General features: G+C 64.9%; 17 protein-coding genes and 1 pseudogene. 11 read left to right on the top strand and 7 right to left on the bottom strand.

The window, feature by feature from the left end; genetic code table 11:
* Nucleotides 1-117 precede the first annotated feature (117 nt).
* Nucleotides 118-378, top strand: a complete 261-nt coding sequence (locus HII28_RS09615; protein ID WP_170025202.1) for a Rho termination factor — start codon at nucleotides 118-120, stop codon at nucleotides 376-378.
* 25 nt (nucleotides 379-403) lie between these two features.
* Here HII28_RS09615 and HII28_RS09610 read toward each other — a convergent pair whose 3' ends face one another.
* The 4 genes from HII28_RS09610 to HII28_RS09595 form a co-directional block, all read right to left on the bottom strand.
* The gene (locus HII28_RS09610) at nucleotides 404-1,852 is read right to left on the bottom strand and encodes an MFS transporter (protein ID WP_170025201.1); all 1,449 of its coding nucleotides are present in this window, start codon (nucleotides 1,850-1,852) and stop codon (nucleotides 404-406) included.
* A 338-nt stretch (nucleotides 1,853-2,190) separates the two neighbouring features.
* Nucleotides 2,191-2,991, bottom strand: coding sequence for an alpha/beta fold hydrolase (locus HII28_RS09605; protein WP_170025200.1), 801 nt, complete (start codon nucleotides 2,989-2,991; stop codon nucleotides 2,191-2,193).
* A 134-nt stretch (nucleotides 2,992-3,125) separates the two neighbouring features.
* Entirely contained in the window at nucleotides 3,126-4,898 is a 1,773-nt protein-coding gene (locus tag HII28_RS09600) for an AarF/UbiB family protein (RefSeq protein ID WP_170025199.1), read from the bottom strand.
* A gap of 4 nt (nucleotides 4,899-4,902) precedes the next feature.
* Entirely contained in the window at nucleotides 4,903-5,481 is a 579-nt protein-coding gene (locus tag HII28_RS09595; protein ID WP_170025198.1) for a PadR family transcriptional regulator, read from the bottom strand.
* 178 nt (nucleotides 5,482-5,659) lie between these two features.
* Between HII28_RS09595 and HII28_RS09590 the strand changes: the two genes are divergently transcribed.
* Entirely contained in the window at nucleotides 5,660-6,052 is a 393-nt protein-coding gene (locus HII28_RS09590) for a PPOX class F420-dependent oxidoreductase (RefSeq protein WP_170025197.1), read from the top strand.
* 57 nt (nucleotides 6,053-6,109) lie between these two features.
* Here the strand turns inward: HII28_RS09590 and HII28_RS09585 are convergent, their stop codons facing one another.
* The 3 genes and pseudogenes from HII28_RS09585 to HII28_RS09575 all read right to left on the bottom strand — a co-directional run.
* A complete protein-coding gene (locus tag HII28_RS09585) occupies nucleotides 6,110-6,991 on the bottom strand; it encodes a 2-dehydropantoate 2-reductase (RefSeq protein ID WP_205864614.1) in 882 nt (293 codons plus the stop codon).
* 125 nt (nucleotides 6,992-7,116) lie between these two features.
* Nucleotides 7,117-7,641 (bottom strand): nitroreductase family deazaflavin-dependent oxidoreductase, encoded by a 525-nt coding sequence (locus tag HII28_RS09580; RefSeq protein WP_170025196.1) that lies wholly within the window; start codon nucleotides 7,639-7,641, stop codon nucleotides 7,117-7,119.
* A gap of 688 nt (nucleotides 7,642-8,329) precedes the next feature.
* Nucleotides 8,330-8,887 (bottom strand): annotated as a pseudogene (locus HII28_RS09575) (integrase core domain-containing protein); the annotation flags it as partial.
* Nucleotides 8,888-9,002: 115 nt separating this feature from the next.
* Here HII28_RS09575 and HII28_RS09570 point away from each other — a divergent pair.
* The 9 genes from HII28_RS09570 (at nucleotide 9,003) to HII28_RS09530 (ending at nucleotide 20,981) form a co-directional block, all read left to right on the top strand.
* Nucleotides 9,003-9,227, top strand: coding sequence for a hypothetical protein (locus tag HII28_RS09570; RefSeq protein WP_170025195.1), 225 nt, complete (start codon nucleotides 9,003-9,005; stop codon nucleotides 9,225-9,227).
* A 218-nt stretch (nucleotides 9,228-9,445) separates the two neighbouring features.
* Complete coding sequence (locus HII28_RS09565) at nucleotides 9,446-10,201, top strand: hypothetical protein (RefSeq protein ID WP_170025194.1); 756 nt, start codon at nucleotides 9,446-9,448, stop codon at nucleotides 10,199-10,201.
* The gene (locus tag HII28_RS09560) at nucleotides 10,201-11,595 is read left to right on the top strand and encodes an XRE family transcriptional regulator (protein WP_170025193.1); all 1,395 of its coding nucleotides are present in this window, start codon (nucleotides 10,201-10,203) and stop codon (nucleotides 11,593-11,595) included. Before HII28_RS09565 ends, HII28_RS09560 begins: the two co-directional genes overlap by 1 nt.
* A 170-nt stretch (nucleotides 11,596-11,765) precedes the next feature.
* On the top strand, nucleotides 11,766-12,008 hold the full coding sequence (locus tag HII28_RS09555) for a hypothetical protein (RefSeq protein WP_170025192.1): 243 nt from the start codon (nucleotides 11,766-11,768) through the stop codon (nucleotides 12,006-12,008).
* A gap of 394 nt (nucleotides 12,009-12,402) precedes the next feature.
* Nucleotides 12,403-12,750, top strand: coding sequence for an NYN domain-containing protein (locus tag HII28_RS09550; protein WP_170025191.1), 348 nt, complete (start codon nucleotides 12,403-12,405; stop codon nucleotides 12,748-12,750).
* Nucleotides 12,747-14,795 carry an N-6 DNA methylase gene (locus tag HII28_RS09545; protein ID WP_170025190.1) on the top strand — a complete coding sequence of 683 codons (2,049 nt, stop codon included), beginning with the start codon at nucleotides 12,747-12,749 and terminating at the stop codon, nucleotides 14,793-14,795. The genes HII28_RS09550 and HII28_RS09545 overlap by 4 nt, the downstream gene beginning before the upstream one ends.
* Before the next feature lie 83 nt (nucleotides 14,796-14,878).
* The gene (locus tag HII28_RS09540; protein ID WP_170025189.1) at nucleotides 14,879-16,681 is read left to right on the top strand and encodes a class I SAM-dependent DNA methyltransferase; all 1,803 of its coding nucleotides are present in this window, start codon (nucleotides 14,879-14,881) and stop codon (nucleotides 16,679-16,681) included.
* Nucleotides 16,678-17,895 (top strand): restriction endonuclease subunit S, encoded by a 1,218-nt coding sequence (locus HII28_RS09535; RefSeq protein WP_170025188.1) that lies wholly within the window; start codon nucleotides 16,678-16,680, stop codon nucleotides 17,893-17,895. The genes HII28_RS09540 and HII28_RS09535 overlap by 4 nt, the downstream gene beginning before the upstream one ends.
* Complete coding sequence (locus HII28_RS09530; RefSeq protein WP_170025187.1) at nucleotides 17,895-20,981, top strand: type I restriction endonuclease; 3,087 nt, start codon at nucleotides 17,895-17,897, stop codon at nucleotides 20,979-20,981. Before HII28_RS09535 ends, HII28_RS09530 begins: the two co-directional genes overlap by 1 nt.
* The last annotated feature ends 366 nt before the right edge of the window (nucleotides 20,982-21,347 follow it).

Here is a 21,347-nt window from a genome sequence, read left to right as displayed (position 1 = left end):
GCTCGTGCGCAACCAGCTGCGAGATGTCAACCCGTTCGGGTCGGACCCGTCGGCGCGTACCGTCGATCACTTGCAGGCACCGGTGGGCCGACTCACCGCACGAGAACGGAGGACGCAATGCCACGGCAACCCAGTCTCAAGGACCCGAAGATGTACGAGGAGCTGCGTGAGGACGGCGCGTCGAAGCAGAAGGCGGCGCGCATCTCGAACGCGGCGGCGAAGCGCGGTCGCAGCAGTGTGGGGCGCAAGGGCGGCAAGTCGGAGCCGTACGAGGAGTGGACGGTGACAGACCTGCGTCACAAGGCCAAGGACCTCGGACTCCACGGGTACTCGCACAAGACGAAGGGCGAAGTCATCCACATGCTGCGCGACCACTGAGGTCGAGCGGTCCGCGGTGTGACGGTCACGCATCCGCCTTGGAAAGCGGCTCCGCGATGTCTTCCAGCGACTCGTTCTCCGCATCCACGCCGAGGAAGACCTCGACGAGGCCCGCGGCGATCATGAGCGCGGCGCCGATGAAGTATCCGACAGCGACGGCCCCGATGCCGATCGAGACGAACTGGCCGAAGAGCAAGGGTCCGACGATTCCGCCGAGGCCCGTGCCGACCGCATAGAAGAATGCGATCGCCATGGCCCTGGTCTCCATCGGGAAGATCTCGCTCACCGTCAGGTAGGCGGAGCTCGCGCCCGCCGACGCGAAGAAGAACACGATCACCCAGCAGACCGTGAGCCAGGTCGCGTCGAGGAGCCGCAGATCGAAGAGGATGCCCGTGCCCACCAGCAGCACGCCGCTCGTGATGTACGAGGCCGAGATCATCACCCTGCGTCCGACGGTGTCGAACAACCTGCCGAGCAGCAGCGGACCGAGGAAGTTCCCCACGGCGATGGGAACGAGCGCCCACGGAGCGACGTCGACCGGAACGTGCAGAAGCGTCGTCAGCACGAGCGCGTAGGTGAAGAAGACGGCGTTGTAGAGGAAGGCCTGTCCGATGAAGAGGGACAGTCCGAGTACGAACCGCTTCGGATACTTCGTCACCGCGACGCGCACGATCTCGCCGAATCCCGTCGACTTCCGTTGCTTGATCTCGATCGCGCGATCGTCGCCGACGTCCTCCAGAGGTTCGCCGGTGTCCTCCTCCACCGTGTGCTCGATCTCCGCGACTTCCTTCTCTGCGGCCTCGTCGCGGCCGTGGATGAACATCCAGCGCGGGGATTCGGGGACGTTGTGGCGCACCAGCAGGATGACCAGCCCGAGCACCGCGCCGAGGCCGAAGGCGAGGCGCCATCCGACATTCGCCGGGAAGATGCTCGTGTTCAGCAGCACGACGGTGAGCATGGCGCCGAACGCCGTGCCCAGCCAGTACGACCCGTTGATGGCGAGGTCGACCACTCCACGGCGTTTGGCGGGGATCAGTTCGTCGATCGCCGAGTTGATGGCGGAGTACTCCCCGCCGATCCCCGCGCCGGTGAAGAAGCGGCACACGAAGAAGAACATCGGCGAGAACGAGAAAGCGGTCGCCACGGTCGCGAGCAGGTAGAGACCGAGCGTGATCATGAACAGCTTCTTGCGGCCGAATCGGTCGGTCAGGTAGCCGAAGACGAGGGCGCCGACGCAGGCGCCGGCCACATAGATCGCTGCTGCCAGCCCGACCTCACCCGCGCTGAGTCCGAGTCCGCTCGACTCCTCGGTGAGGCGGCCGGCGATGGCGCCGACGATCGTCACTTCGAGGCCGTCGAGGATCCACACCGTTCCCAGGCCGATGACCACCATCCAGTGCCAACGCGACCATGGCAGCCGGTCCAGCCTGGCGGGAATCGCTGTGCGGATGGTCTTCAACTCGTTGTGCGGCATGACGACCCCTCGTTCCCGGTCGGCCGCCAGACCGAACGCGCGGGGCCGGGTCTACGAAACCCATGCCCCGCGCGGCGACCTTCTCGATCTCCCTCGAGCGCATCGTCACCCGAGAACGATGCTGCTTCCGAAGTACCGAGGGCGCCCCCCGAAGAACACGTTAGGGGCCGACAGGGTGCACGCGCTGGCCCTTGACACGGCGTCCGAAAGTGTGCGACAGACCGCACGGTCCGGTGCTCGCGATCGTGCGCCTGCTCACCGACACGGATCCGGCTGGGCGTTCCCTGTCCTCCGCGCCGATGCGCTTTTCGTCGCCCGGGAGGCGACGTCGCACACGTTCAGCCGCGCGCTCCGAAGGCCTGGAGGTGGGTGATGATTCCGGCCCAGTGCGCGGCGATAGGCACCTCGGCGTTTGAGAGGGCGACCCGCACGTCGCGCAGCCGCCGAGCGTACGCATGTGCCGACCGCCTCTGCTGCTTCGTGTTCCGAGCGAGCACGAGAGTGGGGGCCGTCACGGAGTCGAGGCTCTCGCGAAGCACCTTCTGCTTGAACGCGGCACGGTCGGCATCCAGACCGGCATCGCCCTGCTCGGCGGCCGTGCTCAGCATGCGCTCCAGCCGCGACGTGAGCCCGGGATCCCGCGAATCCGCAGCGCCCACGTCCGGCGCCAGTCGCTCGCCGGCCCACACGGCCGATGTCTCAGTGCCGTAGGAGGCCGCGCGCAGCGTCATCGGCTCGACGAGCGCCACCGCGGCCACCTCGTCACGAAAGGCGGCGGCGAATGCGGCGGCGAAGATGGATCCCTCGCGCCAGCCCAGCACGGCGAGGTCACGGTAGGCGACGCGCCCGAGGGACTCGGCATCGCTGCGGCACTGCGCGAGGAAGGCGTCCACGTCCTCGACCCAGCGCAGTGGCGAGGGTTGCGGAGGGACTCTCCAGGGATCGGACGCCCCATAGCCGGGCCGATCGAGGGAGATGACAGACAGTCCGCTGCGCTCGGTGAGGTGCGGATCCGGATCGAACCCACCCGCACCCGGCGTGGGATGGCACATCAGCACCCACCGCATCGCCGCCTGGGCTCCCCGCACCGTGATCCCGATCCGGCGTCCGTCGGCAAGCGTGAACAGCCGTTGCGTCATGACCGTTTCCTCCCGCCGGCGACGATGGAGTGCCCAGCCGATTCAGCACAGCGCCGCAACGCTGACTGCGACAGGGGTTGTCTTGGCCGAGGCTATGCCATAGCCGCCAAGGCGTCGTACCTATGGGCCGGGTCTCACCGCGAACGTTGGTTTCCGGATCCCGCGAACACCGCATACGCGAGCGGCACCGCCGACGCGCTCATCAGCACGATGCCGAGCGCGGCGACCTGCGGAAGCAGCAGCACGCCGCCCACGAGGAGTCCCGCGAACAGCACACCGCCGACCGCCCTGCGCACGAGCCGTTCGAGGCGGCCGAGCCGACGGTCGATGGCCGGCGTCGCCACCGTCATGGTTCCTTCGTTGATGCGAGAGATGAGCGCATCCGCACGCCCTGGCAAGCGCAGCACGATGCCGGCGACCGAGAGCACCTCCTTCGCTACCGAGAGCACCACATTGCCGCTCTCCTCGCGCAGCAGCCGTGACGCGTACGGCTCGATCGCGTCCCACACGTTGAAGTCGGGGTCGAGCGAGCTGCACACACCCGACGTCAGCGACATCGAGCGGATGACGAGCAAGAAGTTCTCGGGAAGCTGGAGCGGCAGCGACCGTACGACCGTGCCGAACTCTCGCCCGAAGTCGCGGAACTCGCGCTGATCCACCGTGCGCAACTGCGCGAATCCCATCCCGCCGAAGCGGTCGAACAGCTGCGACATCGCGCGCTCGAGTTCGGCCGTGTCGGTCGTGGGGAGCAGGATGCCGACCTCCTGGATGCTCGCCACCAGACTCCGTCCGTCGCGGGCGGCGACGGCGATGAGAAGTCTGCGCAGTCCGTCGCGCAGCTCGGGCGTGACCTCGCCCATCATCCCGAAGTCGAGGAATGTGAGTCGCCAGGCCGGGCCGTCGCCCTTGCCGCCGATTCCTCCGCTTCCTCGTGGTCCGCCCGCCTTGCCGGTCGCGGATGGCTCGCACGGCGTCACGAAGATGTTCCCCGGATGCGGGTCCGCGTGGAAGTACCCGTGACCGAAGAGCTGCTCGAACATCACCTCTGCGAACACCGAGGCGACCTCGGACGGATCGATGCCCGCCGCGCGCAAGCCCTCGACGTCGTTGATCTTGATGGCCGTCACATCCGAGAGGGTGAGCACTCTGCGGGACGTGCGCTCCCAGACGACGTCGGGCACGCCGACGCGCGGGTCGTCCGTGAACATCTCCCGGAAGCGCTCGGCCCCCGCCGCCTCGTGGAGGTAGTCGATCTCCTCGAGGCTCGTCCTCGCGAACTCCGTGACCAGGGAATGGGGATCGACATGGTCGGTCACGATCTTGAGGTGGGTGAGCCACCCCGCGACGCGTCTCAGCGCAGCGAGATCCACGTCGACGATCTCCTGGATGCCGGGCCGCTGCACCTTCACCACGACCTGCTCGAATCCGGCGTCCGCGGCATCCGGCGCCACCAGGCGCGCGCGATGCGCCTGGCCGAGGGATGCCGCAGCGACCGGCGATTCATCGAACGATGCGAAGGCGCTTGTCAGCGGCATCCCCAGGTCGGCCTCGGCGAGCCGGCGGATCGACTCGAACGCCGCCGGCGGCACCTCGTCCTGAAGTCCTGCGAGCTCCTGCGTGATCTCAGGAGGCAGCACATCCAGTCGCGAGGACAGGAACTGCCCGACCTTGATCATCAGCCCACCGAGTTCGAGGGCGAGCGCGTGGAAGCGCTGGGCGACGCGCGTCAGCCGCTGCGGGCGTCCACGGTCGGAGAGGCCCGCCAGGCCGATCCTCGGCAGCACGATCTCGTACCACCACGTCTGCGCCAGATAGCGCAGCGCGAACCGCAGGATGCGACGGTAGCGGGCGCGCGTGTCTCCCGCCTCGTTCGGTTGGGGTTCCCCGGAGACGGGGGCCTGCGGCATCCGCTCAGTCCTGGGCGAGGATCGTGTAGAGCTTGCGACGCGCCTCGTCGAGTACCTTCACGGCCTGGTCGACCTGCTCGGGCGTACCCGTTGTGCGCACCTGGGCGGCAGCCTGCGCGAGCGCCATGCCGGCCTTGGGCAGGGCGCCGAGGTTGCGAGCGCCGCCAAGACCGGATGCCTCCCACGGCGCGGCACGATCGGCCGAGGCATCCGCTTCAGCGCGGCCCGACTCCGTGAGCGAGTACGTCTTTCGTCCGTCGGCGACCTCGGCGCTGATCAGCCCTTCATCGGCGAGCAGCTGCAGGGTCGGATACACGGATCCGGCGCTCGGCTTCCACGCGCCACTGCTGCGCGTGTCGATCTCGGCGATGATCTGGTAGCCGTGCATCGGCTTCTCCGCCAGGAGCGTGATGATGGCCTGCCGCACGTCGCCGCGCGCCACCCGAGGGCCCACCCGCTGCTCGAACATCGCGTGCAACTGGTCCGCGAGGTCGGACAACCGCTGCCCGCCCCCGAATCCACCGTCGAAGCCGCGGGATCCGAATCCCCCGCCGCTTGCCGAACCACTGTATGAACCGCTCATGACGACCTCCCTGGTCACCGAGTCACTGATCATGTCGTGTCATCCCGACGACATGTCACGATATATCGTTCGAGCGGATTTGTCCGGTGGAATTCCATGGGAATCCGGGTGGTCGTCAATGTCGCGCTTCCATGGGACCACTGATCCCGCGCCGCCTTACTCCGCTTAAAGTGGGGTGGTGATACTCCCCGACGCCCTTCTCCGGCTCCTGCGCGCGCCCAGTTCCTGTCACATCGCCACTCTGATGCCCGACGGGTCCCCGCAGTTGACCCAGGTCTGGGTGGACACCGATGGCGAGCACGTCGTGATCAACAGCGTGGACACGCATCGCAAGGTGCGCAACATCCGTCGCGATCCGCGCGTGGCCGTGAACGTGACGGATCCGGAGAGCCCCGCCCACTTCTTCCAGATCCGGGGTACCGCCGTGCTGAGCTACGAAGGGGCGGCCGAGCACATCGAGGCGCTGTCGCTGAAGTACACGGGACGCCCTTACCCCTGGTACGGCGGGCGGGACCAGGTGCGTGTCCGCCTCACCATCGACGCGACGAGCGTGAGCGAGTTCGGTCGCTGACCTCCTCCTTGCGGCGTCGATCCGTGCGGCCCCCACTCCACGGACAACCGGCGGACTTCACCTGATGGCCGGCGGCGCCACCAGGTCGAGGAGCTCGACGAGGAATTCGTTGGCCGGCGTCGGGATGCCGTGCCGACGTCCGATCCGGACGACCGCCCCGTTGCGCGCATCGACTTCCATGGGCCGGCCTGCCAGCCGGTCGGCGTGCATCGAGTTGAGATGACCGGCCGTCGGCGCCGCCAACGCCGCCAGGGTGTGCTCGACGAGGCTCTCGGAGAGTCGAGCGCCCTCCGCATTGCCGACGAGGGCGACCTCGTTCACCACCTCACGCACCAGCCGGCTCCCGCTGGCGCTTCGCATGTCAAGGTCGGGCGCGAGAGTGGCGGCGTTGATCCCGCCGGCCGCGTTGATCATGAGCTTCTCCCACGCGGCGGTCGCGAAATCGGTCGTCGTCTTCACCTGCACATCGGTGCCGGTGAAGATGTCCGCGAAGCGTCGACCATCGTCGGTCGCCTCGACCGTGAGCTCGGCGGTCCCGTGCTGAGTGATGCGTCCTGGACCGGATCGATCTGCGGGCACGTTGACGATCACCGGGAGGAGCTGTCGGGAGGGAACGAAGGGAGCGAACCGCTCGACGTGTTCCACCCCGTTCTGCAGGATAGCCACCACGGTCTTGGGGCCGACCAGTCGTCTCAGCCACACCTGCGCGGCCTCCACGTCATACGTTTTCGTGGCGACGAGGACCCAATCCGAGTGCGCAGCGACATCCGGATCCGTGAGGACCATCGGTGAGGCGCTGAGAGCTCCCGAGGCGGTGGTCACCTCGAGCACCGCGAACGGAGTTCGCACTGCCACAGTCAACGAGTCATGCACCTGCGCGAGATGGGCAGCGAGCGTGCCACCGACGGCGCCCGGGCCGACCACGACGATCGAGATCACACCCCATCATGACCGGATCACCGCCGCGATGGCCACAGAGCGTCATGAGACGAGCCCGACGACACCGCGTCGCACGTGTCACGAGCGCTGCCATGACCTTCCGTGGTCACGCCCGGCCGATTGCTCTAGCCGGGTCGGAGCTCGAAGAGCGGATGACGTGCCGCCTCCGTGCGGTACTCCTCGGGTGTCACGTCGATGCGGATGCGATAGCGGCGTAGAAGACCGACCGGCGGCCTCATGTTCGGCCCGAGCAGTCTGCGCAGCAAGCGCGGCGACCGGTACGGCTCGAGCACCCGATGAAGCAGTTCGGCAGCATCATCGATCGGTACCTCCTTAGCGCTGACGGCGGTGCGACGACCGCCAGGCTGAACGATCACCGCCTCGCCGGCCGCCCGTAGATTCCTGCCCCAGCCGTCCGCACCGTAGGTGGCCTGCACGTACCAAGTGCCGTCGAGGTCGAGCAGCGTGACGGGCACCGATCTCTCGATGCCCGTCCGGCGACCCCGAACGAGCAGAAGCACGTTGGGTGCGCCGGTGGGCATCCCGACGGGGATCATCCGCCTGGCAAGCGGATCGACCATCCGGAACATGCGGAGCGCAGACCGAATGCGCAACTCGGGCTTCGGACCCTGCGATCGAGCATCACCCATCGGCGATCACCTTCTCGCTGAAACGACCAGGAGCACGCTCCCCACCAGGGTACGTCCGGAGCCGCGAGCAGAGAGGCCGTGCCTGGTTCGAGAAACCCCGGAAACAAGAAAACCCCCGGCGTGTTCCGGGGCCTTCAGTGGTGGCTCCGACCGGCATCGATCCGGTGACCGTTCGATTTTCAGTCGCAGTCAGGGGTCCCGAGAACTCAACCATCCACCCCAAAATCCGCGTAATTCCGCGGTTTTTGGATGCTGCTGGATGACGTCGATGCGCTTGAATTCGCCTCAGATGTAGTCAAAGTGTAGTCAAAACGTAGTCACGCCAGTGTGATGTATCTCAAGACATCGGTAACAGTTCTACCTCAGGACATCGGTAACAGTTCATGTCTCAGGACATCGGTAACAGTTAGCGGGTTGTGCGTGGGCCACGGGACCCTCGAGGGTTGCCGCTGCCGACGTATTTGGTCCCTAGCTAGGACCAAACGTATTCGGCCAACAGGGTGCCGTTGGCGTCGAAGATCAACAGCCGATCGTCTTCCTCGACCCGGTGGGCGATTTGGCCGGCGAGGGTGCGGCTGACTTGGAACTTGGTGCCGCGAGCATAGACGGCGCCGTTGGTCCGGATCCGCGTCTGCCACGGACCCTCTTTCTCCCCGATCGGCGCCGCAGGTTGAGTGGGCGGACAGGGAGGTTCGACCAGCGGTGTTGCCGCCCACGCCAACGCCTGAGTCACCCAACCCGGCAGGGCTTGGTGTGGGCGTTCGGTGTTATAGATCAGATCGAACGTGTCGACCTGGCCCTGGAGCTGCTGGAGCGTTTCCGCCAACGGCTGCTTATCCAGCCACCGGAACAACGTCTGATGGAATCGCTCATTCTTGCCCTGCGTGGTCGGCCTATATGCCTTCCCGGTAATCGGCTCGACCCCGAGCGAACGCAGATAGGCGACCAGCTGCCCCAGAATCCCCCGCCGGGACGGGTTCAATGCCAACCGGTTATCCGACAGCAGCAGTTGCGGAACACCGTGAGCTGCGATGCCTTTGCTGACCACGGCGATCGCGCCCTCGGACGTCTCACCCCAGGAGGCATGGGAGGCGATGGCAAGCCGGGAGTAGTCGTCGATGAGCTGGAAGATCACGCATTTGACGCACCCGGTGAGCACATACTCGGTCGCGTCCAACTGCCAGCACGCGTTCGGCGCCGGATAGGCGAACCGGCGGAACGCCGCCCGCGGCTTCTTCCAGGCCGGCTGGCGTCCCGACTCGACATAGCAAGACGTCTACGACCAGACACGCGGACACTGGCGAATCGCCCCATGGGTACGCGACCGGGCTCAGTACTGCCTCGGCGTCGCCGACGGAGTCGTGCGCGGAGCATACCGGATCGATGACTGGTTTCCGTCCGAGCAACCCTGGGATCAGGGTAAGGATCGTTGGGGATTCAAAGGCGCATCCGCACCAGAGCTGGCGCACGTCATCGGCACCCATATCCGCGATGTCTTTGGCGGGCGCGTGATGTACCGCCGCTACCTCGACGGCTATCCCGGCGCAGAGCCGGGCGGGTCGTCTCAAGGGCCAGACCTCGCCTGACGGTCGAGCAGTGTCTGCTCGCTGCTGGTGTCGGTGGTGTCTGTTCTACTTGTGACACTGACGGAAGCTCCGAGAGGTGACGAACTGCACGCTGATTGGAGTTCCGCCTCCGTCAATCTGCGGGATAGACGCGACACGCCACCGATGGATATGACGGTTTTCTGATATTGGCTAAAGGAGCGTGCTACTCTCTCGCCTAGAACCCGATGGGAGACAGCATGAACGACGCCGAACCGCTGGACTGGCGGTCTGAGTTCACCGACGATGAGCTCGCAACGCTGCGCTCGTCAATCTCGTCGGCGATCCACAAGAGCCAGGATCGCTCGGCAAGGGCGCACACCGAGTACCAGGACCCGGACGGCGACCAGGACGTGTACGGCGTCGGGATGGCTCGAGGTGCGCAGAAGGAACTGCAGGCGCTCATTAAGGGCATGGATCGCTACCGGGAGCAGCGTGTGTCGGGGAGTCGCCGCATCTTGCCCTACGTCGGCGACACTCTGCTTTTCCTCCAGCGTGTCGGCAAGCAGATGCCTCGCAACCATCGCCGCTACCGCCTGAGCTACCTGCCGGAGCAGCGCCGTGAGGTATTCCTCGAGACGAGCAACATCAAGTACACCGAGCCGGGTGGGCTGTTCGAGCTCCCCCGTGAGGACACCCAGGACGGCGAGGAGTTCGCCCGGCTCTCCGACGTCCTCGAGATCGTCGGTGATGCGTCGAGCCGCGTCACCCTCATCGTGCCGTACTACAGCAGCACGCCGTTCAGTGTCGGCACGATCTACTGGGCGCCGGCCCGACTCAACGGTCGCTACCTCGAGTTCACCGACCCGGAGCGGCTGATCTACCAGAAGCAGGCCGCCTCGGCGCAAGAGAAGAAGCAGAAGCCGCGCGCGACGGGCGGCTTCGCCGACGGTGAGCGCCCTCGCACCTCCACTCGACTCCGACCGCGGCCCGAAGGGGAGAGGGGCAGCAACTGATGGCCGAGCAGCCAACCCTCATGGACGTTGCCCGACTATTCGACCCAGCCCGCCTCACCCAGGCCCGCCGCATCTGCAAGCTCACCAAGTCCGAGCTACATCAGCTGGTCGGGGTGTCTGCCGCCGCGATCGGTCAGTACGAGCGCGGCGAGGTCAAGCCGCGGGCGGAAACCATCGCCGCGCTCGCCAATGCGCTCAACGTGCCGCCCGGATTCTTCGCGCACGGACGTCCTCGTGCCCAGGTCGAGATTGCGGAGGCCTCGTTCCGTAGGTTGCGCGCCACCACCGTCGGTCAGCAGCAGCAAGCCACCGCCTACGTCGAACAGGCGTGGGAGCTCAGCTGCTACCTCGAGGAGAGCGTCGAGTTCCCCGAAGTCGATCTTCCAGCCTGGGCGATGCCCGACTCGCTGGACGTGCCCGACCCAATCACAGCGGCACGCAGCATGCGGACACACTGGGATCTTGGCCTCGAGCCCATCAAACACCTCGTTTACCAACTCGAGCAGCACGGCATCCTCACCGTGTTCTTCTCGATGAAGGAGGACCCCTCTCTCGACGAGAAGAGCCGCATCGACGCCTTCTCTACGACCGCGCTGCCGCGTCCCATGATCGTGCTCACACCGGACAAGGCAGACGATGTCATGCGTCACCGGTTCTCGGCCGCCCACGAGCTGGGTCACATCGTGCTCCACCACGGCAGGCAAGGCACCGACAGCCAACTGGAGCGCCAAGCCAACGAGTTCGCTGCCGAGTTCCTCACGCCGCGCGACGTCATCCGCGACCAGTTGCCGACCCGGATGAACTTCAACCGCCTCGAGGAGCTGGGGCAGTGGTGGGGCGTCTCGTTGCACTCGCTGCTCTATCGGCTCCGCGAGCTCGACATGGTTTCCGAGTCGACGGCGCGCCGGGCCTACATCACGCTCAACAGCCTGCCGCGTCGACCGCTCTCAATCCGCGAGTTCGACGGCGAGCAACCGGAACTCCTCAAGAACGCTATCGACCTACTCGATGGCGTGGGGGTGAGTTTGGTCGACATCGCGAACGGCCTACAGATGACGCCCAAGCGCATCCGGCAGCTCGCCAGCATCGAAGACCCCCAGCCGAAGCTCTCGCTGGTCAAGACCTCAGACGACCGCCGGACCACGGCGGCGCCCTTCGACGACGTCGAGGCGAACTCCGAAGAGGAAGGAGCCGAGATGGCTCACCGTTCCGCAATCACAGGCCGCTACATCTCGAATGCCGCTGCCGCTCGTCACCCGAGGACGAGCGTCACCGAGTCCGGAGGGAACAAGTCGAGCGGTACGCACCACCGCTCGGCGATCTCCGGCCGGTACATCTCGGGCGCTGCCGCCGCCCGTCACCCCAACACGAGCGTGACGGAGAACGGCAAGTAGCACCGAAACGGGAGCGGGCGTTCGATCTCAGGTCAAGTGAGATCGAACACCCGCTTCTCGTGTCACTGTAGCGGCACGGAAGTCGGCCACCCCTGCTGTGCCGTCTGCGAGCTCCACTAGGGAGGTTTCCTACATGTGCGTGTCGGTGGGCGTGCCTACGATTTCGTTTCGTGGAAACGACTCTTCAGCGTGACGTGAAGGCAGTCGTGCAGCACCTCGAGTCCTTCGATCATGAACTCACGTACGACGAGCTCGTCGCGGAGATCACCGCGTCTGCGCCCAGCGGGAACGACATCCATTGGATGGCCGATAACCAGCTCGTCAACATCTTCTTTTCTCCCTCCACGCTCGGTTGCTGCGCGCGACTTCACGAGGGCACCAAAGCAACGCCCGGCAGCTCCATGACGGTGTGAGGAAGGCGGCTGGATAGACGCCTTCGCCCGCATCGACTCGGCGGCGCGTCAGGCTGATCGCTATATCGGCACGCGTGAGCTTCGCGGCGACCATGCGTGGACTTCGTCGTTCAGCGTGAACTGAATCGTGGCGCCTGCCGATGAAAATTGAATTCACACTTGACAACGCGCACGGTGAGGACTTATCGTGAATTCGTCGCACTGACAACCGTATTCACAGACCAAACGAGGAGACACGTTGTTCACTTCTGATTCGTTGGCTCTTGCACGAAAGCAGGCGATCCGGCACGGGCGTCGCATCATCGTTGTTGACATCGAGAATGTCTCCGGTGGCGCAGTGTCTATTCCGGGAATGGCTGAATGGTCGCTGCAGAGAGCGGCCACGGTACTTCACGTGACCGACACCGAGCAGGTCGTGATCGGCACAAGCCACATCGGCCTCTTCAACTCCAAGGATGCGTGGCCCAGCGCCCGCGTGCGTGTCCGATCCGGAGACAACGGTGCCGATCTGGAGCTCCTCGACGTTCTCCTCACCGAGCACCTCGAAGACCGCTTCGATGAGGTCGTCCTCGTATCTGGGGATGGCATCTTCGCTGACGCGGTCGCCCGACTTTCCGGGCTGGGCACCAAGGCCACCGTGGCCTCATGGTCGTCCTCCCTCTCCGCACGCCTGCGTCTCGCGGCAGACGATGTCACTTACCTCGACGACGACAACCATCACTACAACAAGGAGGCGGCATGACCACGCCGATCCCGGACGCGCTTCTTGCCCCGAGCGATATTGCCGACCTGGCCCACGTCAGCAGGTCCGTCGTCAGCAACTGGCGCAAGCGCTCGGTGACGTTTCCCGAGCCGATCGCCGGCAGTGACGCGAAGCCGTTGTTTTCCCGAGATCAGGTTGTCGCGTGGCTCCGCCTGCGCGGCCACGACAACGTCGGCCAGTCGGCCGGAGCTCGGATCTGGTCGGCGCTCAACGCACTCCGCGGGCTGGTATCGATGGATGACGCCGCCCAGGTCGTATTGCTTCTCGCGACTATCAAGAGCTCTATGCCGTCGACTTTCGCAGCGATTTCCGAGGCACAACCTGCAAGTCAGTGCGAGTTGATCCGCCACGCTGCAAGGGAAATTGAGCCTCGCTTGGGTGCTCAGATCACTGACGCTCGCATCGAGAGGATTCTCCAGTCTCAGCCAGGCGTCTCCGTCGTTGTCGAAGCCCTTTCCTCCATCGCCGATCAAGAGCTAGCTGAAGGTGTCGACGATGTGCTCGCGCGATCATCTCGGTCACAGGTCAAGGTCGGGGCAGAGTACGGGTTCGTCGGGTCGCGTACTTCCTCGCTGCTCGCATCACTGATTGGAACCTCTGACGGTGTTGTCTATGACCCCGCATGCGGGATCGCGAACCTCCTGGTTCAGGTGGCCAAACAAAACGTTGCACGCAGACTCATAGGTTCGGACATCAACCAGGAGGCGTTGGGCATTGCCGCCCAGCGCTCACTTCTGCACAACGCGGCCATACAGTTCTACCCGGCGCGAGATGTCCTGAGGGAAGATCCTGATCCGGAACTGCGGGCCGACGTCGTCCTCGCAGAGCCACCACTCGGACTGAGGTGGGACCCCAAGCCCGGAGTTGTTGATCCTCGCTACGCCTTCGGCTTGCCGCCAGCCAGTTCCTCTGAACTCGCCTGGATCCAGCACGTGATCGCCCATCTCGCGCCGCGCGGAAACGGGTACGTACTTACTTCGCCTGGTGCGCTCTCGCGCGGCGGGGCGGAGCGGAAGATCCGGGCGAACCTGCTTTCGGCAGGCTGTGTTGAGGCGATCGTGACGCTTCCCCCAAAGATGCTTCCCCACACGTCTATCGGATTGGCTCTGTGGGTGTTGCGCTCCCGCGGCGAGCTGGCGGACGTCATGCTCATCGACGCTGGCGACGTTGATGGAATTGAAACCGTGCTCTCGCAGTGGGTCGGGCGCGGCAATGATCATCCCGTGGTGAATGACGCACCGAATGCAGTCGTGCCGGTTGCCGATCTTCTCGCCGCCGAATCCGTGCTCACCCCGGCCAGGTGGGTGGATGTGGGTCCGATTGATGCCGATGCCATCCTTTCGCGGCTGTCCGATGCCGTGGAGGGCGCGGGAACCGCAGTCGACCAGATCGCGGGGTCCTCGCTGTCGTACGACCTGGTCGCCGATCTGCCGCAGTCGCGGCTGATTACCGTGGGCGAACTCGTCAGGGCCGGGGTCGTTGAAGTAAGGCTCGGCCGCCCCGACCGGTCTCGCGACCTTGAAGAGGATGCAGAGCCCAGGGTCGTCAGGGCATCCGACATCAGGAATCGGACGCTCGCCGATCTTGCAGGTGTGCCCGCCTTCAGCCACGCCGACCTCACCCAGGCCGGTGACGTGCTCGTGACAACGATGCACGAGGTGCGGGCCCTCGTCGACCCCACGGGAGGGCACCTTCCCTCGACCGGCGTCGAACGGCTCCGCATCCGCGATCGCTCGGTCATATCGCCGGAGTACCTCGCGGCCGTGATCGTCGGGCCGTGGAACGCTCGACTGCAACAAGGCACGACAATCCAGCGCGCGCCCATTCGCGAGCTGGAGATCCCTCTCCTCCCTCGCGCGGATCAGGACAGGGTGGTTGCACAGCAATTGGCTTCCGAACGCCTGCGCACGATGGCAGTACAGCTCGCCGAACAAGCCCGCCGCGCGCAGGATGCCGCGCTCGACGCCATTCGATTCAACGTTCCAATCTCCCGCGGATCAGACGTCGGAGACCAACTCCGCTAGCAATACCCCCACTGCGGGCGACTGCCGAATGTTACCCGACACAGCTACGTTCGACCCTTACCGATCACAGAAAGCTCACTCGCTTGACCAACTTCTCGGCCACCCATGCCACCTCCCCGGCGCCGCGCGTCGGTGAACTCGCCAACTTCATCTGGTCCATCGCCGATCTGCTGCGAGGCGACTACAAACAATCCGAATACGGCAGGGTGATCCTGCCGTTGACGGTCATCCGACGCCTCGACGCCGTGCTCGAGCGCACGAAGAAGCAGGTCGTCGCGGAAGCCGAAAAGCGTCAGGGCCAGCCCGAAACGCTTGTCGAGCAGTTCCTACGCAAAGCCGCAGGCGGGCTCGCGTTCTGGAACACTTACCCGCTGACGTTCACCGAGCTGACGGATGACCCCGACAACCTGGCCGACAACCTGCGCCAGTACGTCACCCACTTCTCCCAAGGCGCCCGCGAGGTCATCGAGGCCTACGACTTCCTCCCGCAGATCACGCGCCTGGCGAACGCGGGCGTGCTCTACCAAGTGGTCGCGAAGTTCGCCGAAGCCAGACTTGGGCCGGCATCCATCGGCCAGATGCAGATGGGGTACCTGTTCGAGGAGCTGATTCGCCGCTTCTCCGAGCAGTCGAATGAGACCGCGGGCGAGCATTTCACGCCGCGCGAGGTGATCCGGCTGATGGTGAACCTGCTGCTTGGCGAAGACGACGACATCCTCACCGCGAAGGGCATCGCCAAGACCGTGTTCGATCCGGCGTGCGGCACCGGCGGCATGCTCTCGGTCGCGCAGGACTGGCTGCGGCAGCTAAACCCCGACGCGCAGTTCATCACCTTCGGGCAAGAGCTCAACGCCGAGACGTTCGCGATGTGCCGCTCCGACCTGCTCATCAAGTCCGAAACCGGCAACGAGGCCGAGAACATCCGGCTCGGCAACTCCTTCTCCGAAGACCGGTTCAAAGGGCAGCACTTCGACTACCTGCTCGCGAATCCGCCGTTCGGCGTCGAGTGGAAGAAGGTCGAAAGGATCGTCAAAGACGAAGCAGCCAAAGGCGGCGGCCGGTTCGACGCGGGCCTGCCGCGCATCAACGACGGATCCTTCCTGTTCCTGCAGCACATGATCTCGAAGATGAAGCCCGTCGATCAGGGCGGGTCGCGCATCGCGATCGTCTTCAACGGCTCGCCCTTGTTCACCGGAGCGGCAGGGTCTGGCGAGTCCGAGATCAGGCGATGGATCCTGGAGAACGACTGGCTGGAAGGCATCGTCGCCCTGCCCGACCAGTTGTTCTACAACACCGGCATCTCCACCTACTTCTGGATCGTCTCCAACCGCAAAGACCCCGCCCACACTGGCAAGGTCATCCTGCTGGACGCCCGCGACCAGTACGAGAAGATGCGCAAGTCCCTCGGCGACAAGCGCAAATACGTCAGCGACCAGCAGATCGCGCTGGTCACGCGCATCTACGCCGACGCGTTCGAGATCGCAGCGGATGCCTCACACGAACACCACGACCGCATCCGCGTCTTCGCCCCCACCGACTTCGGGTACCACCGCATCCAGATCGAACAGCCGGTAAAGAGGGCCCCGGTGGCTGAGGAGGACGCGAAGCGCCCGTCTCGAAGCCACAAGCGCGTCCCTGACAAGTCCCTCACTGACTACGAGAACGTCCCCCTGGCGGAAGACATTCACGCCTACTTCGCCCGCGAAGTCCTGCCGTATGTTCCGGATGCTTGGATCGACGAGAAGAAGACCAAGGTTGGCTACGAGATCCCCTTCACCCGGTACTTTTACAAGTACGTCCCGCCACGGCCGCTCGAAGAAATCGACGCGGAACTTCGTGAGATCGAGGCCGAAATCCAGGTACTTCTCTCGAAGGTGACCAAGTGAGCTGTCCCGAGGTTCAGCTACGCAGAGTCTGCGGTGTCACCCTCGGCAAGATGCTGCGGACCGAACCCACCTCGATCTCAGACATTCAGCTGCCATATCTGCGCGCGGCTCACGTCCAGCCAAGAGGCGTTCTCATCGAGGCCGAAGAAAAGCGAATGTGGTTCTCAGCCACCGAAGCAGAGGCAAATGACCTTCGCGCCGGCGATATCGTCGTTGTCGAGGGCGGAGCTGGCTACGGCCGTTCGGCGGTCCTCGCGGGCGACCGTCCGGGATGGGGCTTTCAGAACTCGATCGTACGACTGCGTCCGAAAACCGGCCTTGCTGACGGAGGCTTTATCAACTACGCCCTACAGGCCGCACTGCGATCCGGACAGATTGCCAACTTTGTATCCACCGCAACCATTCCTCACTTCACCGCCGAAAAGGTGGCGGCTCTGCCAGTGCCAATGCCCTCGCTGGACGAGCAGCGGCGAATCGCTGACTACCTCGACGACCAACTTCAACTGATTGATTCGGTTCGACTGCGTCGCGCGAGGCAGTTGACGCTACTTGACGAGAAGTTGGCCCAGCACTTCGGCATGAGCGTTGCCAACTGCGAATGGAAGCCCTTGAAGCGGTTCGGGGTGCGCGTTGAAGTCGGAATCGTGATTCAACCGGCCCGCTGGTACACCGACGAAAGCGGCATTCCGGCAGTCCGCGGTACTGATATTTCCCCAGGACATATCGCGATGGATAATCTCGTGTCGATCTCGCGGGAGGGACACGAGGCGAACCTCAAGTCGGAGCTCCACGCGGGCGATGTCGTGGTGGTGCGGACAGGCCAGGCCGGCGCTGCTGCAGTTGTGCCTTCAGAACTCAACTGTGCGAACGCGATCGACATCCTGATTGTGCGACCAGGGCCAGACCTTCTCCCGAAGTTCCTTGAACTGCTCATCAACTCTGAGCGGGCTCGGAAGTTCGTGGCGGAATTCTCCGTCGGGTCTTTACAGGCCCACTTCAATGTGGCGATGCTTCGGGAAATGCCGGTCCCGACGATGCCAACCTCTGCCCAACAGCGCGCAATCGACGAGGTCTCGGCGCTGCAGACTGCCGACGATCGACTGGCTGCCGCGATCTCCCGGCAGCTCGAACTGCTCGACGAGCATCGGAATGCCATGATTAACGCGGCGGTTTCAGGAGCCTTCGACGTGACGACCGCGCGGAGGGTGGCGTGATGGCGGTACATGATGAGGCCGCCTTCGAGGCGGCGATCGAGGCGGATCTGCTGGCGGCGGGGTGGGTGAAGGGCACGCCGCCGGATTACGACCGAACTCTGGGCCTGGACCTGCCGAAGCTATTCGAGTTTCTGCGTGGGACGCAGCCGGACGAGTTCGCGATGCTCGAGAAGCACTACGGCCCGCAGGTGGAGGCGAAGGTCGCCGCGCGGATCGCGAACCAGCTCGATGTCCGCGGCACGCTCGATGTGCTGCGCCATGGAGTGAAGGATTCGGGTGTCGCGTTGCGGTTGGCGTTCTTCGAGCCGCCGACGTCCGTGAACCCGGTGCTGGTGGAGCGGTTCGCGGGCAACGTCTTGTCGGTAATCAGGCAGGTCGCGTACGAGCCGGGCGGCGGCAAGGAGCTGGATGTGGTGCTGTTCGTGAACGGCATCCCGACCGCGACGGTGGAGCTGAAGAATCCACTGTCGGGCCAGAACGTGAACCACGCGATCGCGCAGTACCGCACTGACCGCGACCCGAGGGCGCTGATCTTCGCGAAGCGCGCGCTGGTGCACTTCGCGGTCGATCCGCACCTGGTGTTCGTGACGACCCGGCTCGCCGGGGCGGACACGAGGTTCCTGCCGTTCAACCTGGGCACGAATGGCCCTGGCGTGGACGGCGGGAAGGGTAACCCGACGAACCCTGCCGGGTATGACACGGATTACCTGTGGCGGCAGGTGTGGGCGAAGCCGGTGTGGCTGGATCTCCTGCAACGGTTCGTCCACGTCGAGGACAAGTCGACGATCTTCCCGCGCTTCCACCAGTTCCATGCGGTCACGACGATTGCCGCGGACGTCGCAGCGCGGGGTGCGGGCCGGAACTATCTCGTGCAGCACTCCGCCGGGTCGGGTAAGTCGAACACGATCGCGTGGCTGGCGCATCGGCTGTCCAAACTGCATACCGCCCCGTCCGGTCTGTCCGATGACGCGGCCGTGCTGGGGCCAGAGGCGAAGGTGTTCGACAAGGTCGTAGTGATCACCGACCGGCGCGTGCTGGACGCCCAGTTGCAGCAGACGATCTACCAGTTCGAGCACGTGCCCGGAGTGGTGCAGAAGATCGAAGAGGACTCCGCCCAGTTGGCTGCGGCGCTGGAGGGGCAGACCGCGCAGGTCATCATCACCACGCTGCAGAAGTTCCCGTACGTCGTGAACAAGCTCGGCCCGCTTGCGGGCCGCAGGTATGCGGTGATCATCGACGAGGCTCACTCCTCGGCGTCCGGCGAGGGGCAGGCGCAGCTGAAGAAGGTGCTGACCGTCGGCGGGAGTCTGCCGGACGCGTTGGCGGCGGCCGAGGCATCCGATCGCGCCGCAGAGGTCAAGGCGGATGCGGCAGACGATGCGTACTTCGCGGCCGCAGCCCGGGGCCGGCACGGGAACTTGTCGTTCTTCGCGTTCACGGCCACTCCGAAGAGCAAGACCCTCGAACTGTTCGGTACGCCGGGTGTGGATGCCAACGGCGACCCGAAGAATTACCCGTTCCACGTGTACTCGATGCGGCAGGCGATCCAGGAGGGTTTCATCCTCGACGTGCTGGCGAACTACGTGACGTACGGCACCTATTACAAGCTGGTTAGGGGTGCCGCAGATGCCACGGATGACGTGGACAAGAAGAAAGCTGCTGGCGCCCTGGCCCGGTACGCCTCGTTGCACCCGACGAACCTCGCGCAGCGGGCCGAGGTGATCGTGAATCACTTCACTGCGCACGTCGCGCACCGCATCGGCGGGCGCGCAAAGGCGATTGTCGTGACCCGTTCCCGGCTGCACGCGCTGCGGCTGTACCAGGCGATCGACGCCTCCATCCGCGAGCAGGGGATGGAAGGGCAGGTGCGCGCGCTCGTGGCGTTCTCCGGTTCGCTGAACGTCGACAACGTCGCCTTCACAGAGTCGAGCGTGAACGGATTCCCCGAATCCCAGCTGCCGGCCAAGTTCGCATACACGCGAGCGGACGACCGGTCGGCGGCGGGGCAGCCGGTGTACTCGATCCTCGTGGTCGCGGACAAATACCAGACGGGCTTCGACCAGCCGCTGCTGTCGGCGATGTATGTCGACAAGAAGCTCACCGGGGTCGCCGCCGTGCAGACCCTGTCGCGGCTGAACCGCACGCACCCGCTGAAGTCGCAGGACGACGTGTTCGTCCTCGACTTCGCGAACCAGGCCGACGACATCCGGGACGCGTTCAAACCGTTCTTCGCCACGACCGTCGGCGAGCCGGCCGAGCCGAACACGCTGTATCAGCTGCAGACGCGGCTTCTTGGGTACCAAATCCTGCGCGACGATGAGATCGATGCGTACGCGATCGCGTTCCTATCGATCAAGAACACGGCGGCAGAGATCGAGGCGCGAGCGCACGCGAAGTTGTACGTGCTGCTCGGGCTGGCCCGCGGGCGGTTCGCGTCACTGCTGGCCGCCGACTCCGACCGGGCGCGGGAGTTCGTGAAACTGCTGGACTCCTTCGAGCGGCAGTACGCCTTCCTCGGCCAGATCATCGCCTACCCGGATGCCGAGCTCGAGAAGCTGTACCTGTTCGGGAAGTTCCTGCTACGCGAACTCAAGGCACTGCTGGAGGACGCCCCCAGTCCCGGAATCGACCTCGGCGACGTCGCGATGACTCACCTGCGGATCACGCAATCGGGTGAGCATGATCTGTCGCTCGGCGACTCGGACGGCGACGTGGTGCTCGCCGCTGCTGTCAGCGACGGAACCGGCCCCCAGGTCCCGCCCGTGTTGGCGACCTGGGAAGTCATCCTCAAAGAATTCAACGACGCCTTCGGCACTGACTGGACCGACAGCGACCTGATCCGCGGCCTCGTGGACTCGGAGAAGCGCGACGACTCCGTGCGCGAGATGGCGCTGAACAACACGCTGGAGAACTTCTCGCTCGCCTACGGCAACCGCGCCTCGGACAAAGCGATCGAGAAGCACGGCGACAACGAGACGTTCCTCACTCAGGTCTTCAAGAACGAACAGACCAAAGCCGCCTTTTCCAAGCTCTTCGCCAAAAGCCTCTACACTGCCATCCGCGACGAACTCGACGACGTGAGCTGATGCTCCTCCTCGAGGGCAAAGTTGTCGTCAGTGCGAGTGATCTCACCAGGCATCGAAGTGGGATTTCCCATTCCTGCGCGAGAACGGTTTCCGCTCGTCTTGATCGACAAGCCGAGGGCCCCTTCATCAGCACTTCGAGCCGCTCGGCACGGGAGCTTGAGCGAGAGCCAAACGATCTCCAACAAGAACGGAAAGCCAGCCAGGAACGCCCCAGGTGGCGTGTGCGCTCGCTGGACTACCGGTGCTATATCTCTTCGAGGACAACATGCTGATCGTCGTTGTCTACGCCGGACACGCAGTGGGTGGGTCCTGAGGGATGCCATCGGCGCCGGCCGTCAAGCTGGATCAATGCCGATGCACCGCTTA

It is taken from the genome of Planctomonas sp. JC2975 (assembly GCF_012985205.1).
GTDB lineage: Bacteria > Actinomycetota > Actinomycetes > Actinomycetales > Microbacteriaceae > Humibacter.
Note: the sequence above shows the minus strand (reverse complement) of the source record. Positions and strands in the feature narration are given on the sequence as shown.

Excerpts from the sequence above, each read along its gene's own strand:
- HII28_RS09615 (WP_170025202.1), top strand. The coding sequence starts at position 118 with ATGCCACGGCAACCCAGTCTCAAGGACCCGAAGATGTACGAGGAGCTG.
- HII28_RS09610 (WP_170025201.1), bottom strand. The coding sequence starts at position 1,852 with ATGCCGCACAACGAGTTGAAGACCATCCGCACAGCGATTCCCGCCAGG.
- HII28_RS09605 (WP_170025200.1), bottom strand. The coding sequence starts at position 2,991 with ATGACGCAACGGCTGTTCACGCTTGCCGACGGACGCCGGATCGGGATC.
- HII28_RS09600 (WP_170025199.1), bottom strand. The coding sequence starts at position 4,898 with ATGCCGCAGGCCCCCGTCTCCGGGGAACCCCAACCGAACGAGGCGGGA.
- HII28_RS09595 (WP_170025198.1), bottom strand. The coding sequence starts at position 5,481 with ATGAGCGGTTCATACAGTGGTTCGGCAAGCGGCGGGGGATTCGGATCC.
- HII28_RS09580 (WP_170025196.1), bottom strand. The coding sequence starts at position 7,641 with ATGGGTGATGCTCGATCGCAGGGTCCGAAGCCCGAGTTGCGCATTCGG.
- HII28_RS09565 (WP_170025194.1), top strand. The coding sequence starts at position 9,446 with ATGAACGACGCCGAACCGCTGGACTGGCGGTCTGAGTTCACCGACGAT.
- HII28_RS09560 (WP_170025193.1), top strand. The coding sequence starts at position 10,201 with ATGGCCGAGCAGCCAACCCTCATGGACGTTGCCCGACTATTCGACCCA.
- HII28_RS09545 (WP_170025190.1), top strand. The coding sequence starts at position 12,747 with ATGACCACGCCGATCCCGGACGCGCTTCTTGCCCCGAGCGATATTGCC.
- HII28_RS09530 (WP_170025187.1), top strand. The coding sequence starts at position 17,895 with ATGGCGGTACATGATGAGGCCGCCTTCGAGGCGGCGATCGAGGCGGAT.